Source organism: Pseudomonas sp. 05N434, from assembly GCF_056396965.1.
In genome coordinates, this window is sequence record NZ_JBFTMK010000491.1 from 1 (window position 1) to 3,820 (window position 3,820).

General features: G+C 60.8%; 1 protein-coding gene. It reads left to right on the forward strand.

From position 1 onward, the window contains the following. The first annotated feature begins 317 nt into the window (after positions 1–317). A complete protein-coding gene (gene mfd, locus AC1DLB_RS24215) occupies positions 318–3,767 on the forward strand; it encodes a transcription-repair coupling factor (protein ID WP_477785770.1) in 3,450 nt (1,149 codons plus the stop codon). Positions 3,768–3,820 lie beyond the last annotated feature (53 nt).

Sequence of the window (3,820 nt, forward strand, 5' to 3'; positions counted from 1 at the left end):
GTGCCTCCCGTAGCAATGCGCGCCTGTCGCACGAGCGGTAACAAAATTCCGTTCAAAAAAATCACGTCCCGCGCCAGCCCAGTAAATACGGGGCTTTCAGCACAGTCAATTTTTCGACGATCACGCCACAGTGTCCGTAACCATCCGTAACACCGAGCGGTTTTGGCACTACATTTCCAGTATTAAATCGCCAGTTTTTGTCATTACCACTACATTTTGCTCACCCTGTGTATATAGACACAGTCTGCAACTGACAGCCGGCACCCGAGACCGTTACAATTACCGACTTTGTCGCAACGCTTGGAGCTCAACCTTCCGTGCCCGTTCTGCGTCTACCGCTTCTCCCTGCCGCGGCAGGTAAACAGCACTGGGGCAACCTGCCCGGTGCCGCCCTGAGCCTGGCCATCGCCGAGGCCGCCAGCGCTGCCAAGCGCTTTACCTTGCTACTGACCGCCGACAGCCAGAGTGCCGAACGGCTGGAACAGGAGCTGAGTTTCTTCGCCCCGGATTTGCCTGTTCTGCACTTCCCCGACTGGGAAACCCTGCCCTACGACCTGTTCTCGCCACACCAGGACATCATCTCGCAGCGTATCGCCAGCCTGTATCGGTTGCCGGAGCTGGCGCATGGCGTTCTGGTGRTGCCGATCACCACTGCCCTGCACCGTCTGGCGCCGACCAAATTCCTGCTCGGCAGCAGCCTGGTGCTGGATGTCGGCCAGAAACTCGATGTCGAGCAGATGCGCACCCGGCTTGAGGCCACCGGTTATCGCTACGTCGATACCGTGTACGAGCATGGCGAATTTACTGTGCGTGGCTCGCTGATCGACCTGTTCCCGATGGGCAGCAAGTTGCCTTATCGCATTGACCTGTTCGACGACGAAATCGAAACCCTGCGCACTTTCGACCCGGAAAACCAGCGTTCCATCGACAAGGTCGACTCGGTCAAACTGTTACCGGCCAAGGAATTCCCGCTGCAGAAAGAAGCCGTGACCCGTTTCAAGGCGCGGTTTCGCGAGCGCTTCGATGTCGACTTCCGTCGCTGCCCGATTTTCCAGGATTTGAGCAGCGGGATTACGCCGGCGGGCATCGAGTACTACCTGCCACTGTTCTTCGAGGAAACCTCCACTCTGTTCGATTACCTGCCCCAGGACACGCAAGTGTTTTCCCTGCCGGGCATCGAACAGGCTGCGGAAAATTTCTGGAACGATGTGCGCAACCGCTATGAAGAGCGCCGCGTCGATCCGTCCCGTCCTTTACTGCCACCGGCCGAGTTGTTCCTGCCGGTGGAAGACTGCTTTGCGCGCCTGAAGAGCTGGCCCCGTGTGGTGGCCAGTCAACAAGACGTCGAAACCGGTGTCGGCCGCGAGCGCTTCCCGGCTCAGCCGCTGCCGAACCTGGCCATCGAAGCCAAGGCCACTCAGCCGTTGGCGGCGCTGGCCAGTTTCCTCGACGAATTCCCCGGCCGCGTGCTGTTTACCGCCGAGTCCGCGGGCCGTCGTGAAGTGCTGCTGGAATTGCTCGAACGCTTGAAGCTGCGACCGAAAACCGTCGACAGCTGGCCGGACTTTGTCGCCAGCAAAGAGCGCTTGGCGATCACCATTGCACCACTCGACGAAGGCCTGTTGCTGGACGACCCAGCGCTGGCCCTGGTTGCCGAAAGCCCATTGTTCGGTCAGCGCGTAATGCAGCGCCGTCGCCGCGAAAAACGCGCCGACGCGAACAACGATGCGGTGATCAAAAACCTCACCGAGCTGCGCGAAGGTGCGCCGGTGGTGCACATCGATCATGGTGTCGGCCGCTATCTGGGGCTGACGATCCTGGAAATCGACAACCAGGCCRCCGAGTTCCTGACCCTCGAATACGCCGAAGGCGCCAAGCTGTACGTGCCGGTGGCCAACCTGCACCTGATCGCCCGCTACACCGGCAGTGACGATGCCTTGGCCCCGCTGCACCGCCTTGGCTCCGAGACCTGGCAGAAAGCCAAGCGCAAGGCCGCCGAACAGGTGCGCGACGTGGCCGCCGAGTTGCTCGACATCTATGCCCGCCGCGCCGCTCGCGAGGGTTATGCCTTCGCCGACCCGAAAGCCGATTACGCGACCTTCAGCGCCGGTTTCCCGTTCGAAGAAACCCCGGACCAGCAAACCACCATCGAAGCGGTGCGCGAAGACATGCTCGCGCCGAAACCGATGGATCGGCTGGTCTGCGGCGACGTCGGCTTCGGCAAGACCGAAGTGGCCATGCGCGCGGCGTTCATCGCGGTGCACGGCGGTCGTCAGGTGGCGATTCTGGTGCCGACCACCCTGCTCGCCCAGCAACACTACAACAGCTTCCGCGACCGCTTTGCCGACTGGCCGGTGACGGTGGAAGTGATGAGCCGTTTCAAGTCGGCCAAGGAAGTGAACGCCGCAGTTGCGGACCTGGCCGAAGGCAAGATCGACATCGTTATCGGCACACACAAGCTGCTGCAAGATGACGTAAAAATCAAAAACCTGGGGCTGGTGATCATCGACGAAGAGCACCGTTTCGGTGTCCGTCAGAAAGAACAGCTCAAGGCACTGCGCAGTGAAGTCGACATCCTGACACTGACCGCAACGCCGATTCCGAGGACGCTGAACATGGCGGTGTCGGGCATGCGCGACCTGTCGATCATCGCCACACCGCCGGCCCGTCGCTTGTCGGTGCGTACCTTCGTCATGGAGCAGAACAAGAGCACGGTCAAAGAGGCCCTGCTGCGTGAGTTGCTACGTGGCGGCCAGGTCTACTACCTGCACAACGATGTGAAGACCATCGAGAAATGCGCCGCCGACCTCGCCGAACTGGTGCCGGAAGCGCGGATCGGCATCGGCCACGGGCAGATGCGCGAACGTGAACTCGAACAGGTGATGAGCGACTTCTATCACAAGCGCTTCAATGTGCTGATCGCCTCGACCATCATCGAGACCGGCATCGACGTGCCGAGCGCCAACACCATCATCATCGAACGCGCCGACAAGTTCGGCCTGGCCCAGTTGCACCAGTTGCGTGGCCGGGTAGGTCGCAGTCACCACCAGGCGTATGCTTACCTGCTGACACCGCCACGCCAGCAAATCACTCCCGACGCGGAARAGCGTCTGGAAGCGATCGCCAACACCCAGGACCTCGGCGCGGGCTTCGTGCTCGCCACCAACGACCTGGAAATCCGTGGCGCCGGCGAACTGCTGGGCGACGGCCAGAGCGGGCAGATCCAGGCCGTGGGTTTCACGCTGTACATGGAAATGCTCGAGCGTGCGGTGAAGTCGATCCGCAAGGGCGAACAGCCGAACCTCGATCAACCGCTGGGTGGCGGTCCGGAAGTCAATCTGCGTGTACCGGCGTTGATTCCTGAAGACTACCTGCCGGACGTTCATGCCCGACTGATTCTCTACAAACGCATTGCCTCGGCCACCGATGAGGAAGGCCTCAAGGACCTGCAAGTGGAGATGATCGACCGCTTCGGCCTGTTGCCGGAACCGACCAAGAACCTGGTGCGGATCACGGCGCTGAAATTGCAAGCCGAACAGCTGGGCATCAAGAAAGTCGACGGCGGCCCGCAAGGCGGTCGGATCGAGTTCGCGGCACAGACCCCGGTCGACCCGCTGACACTGATCAAACTGATCCAGAGCCAGCCCAAACGCTACAAATTCGAAGGCGCCACGATGTTCAAGTWCCTCGTGCCGATGGAGCGCCCCGAAGAACGCTTTAATACTGTAGAGGCGCTATTCGAGCGCCTCATTCCGACCACTGCTTGAAGGACGCCGCATGCGCCTGTTTCGCTCACTGACCTTGCTGATGACGTTGTTGA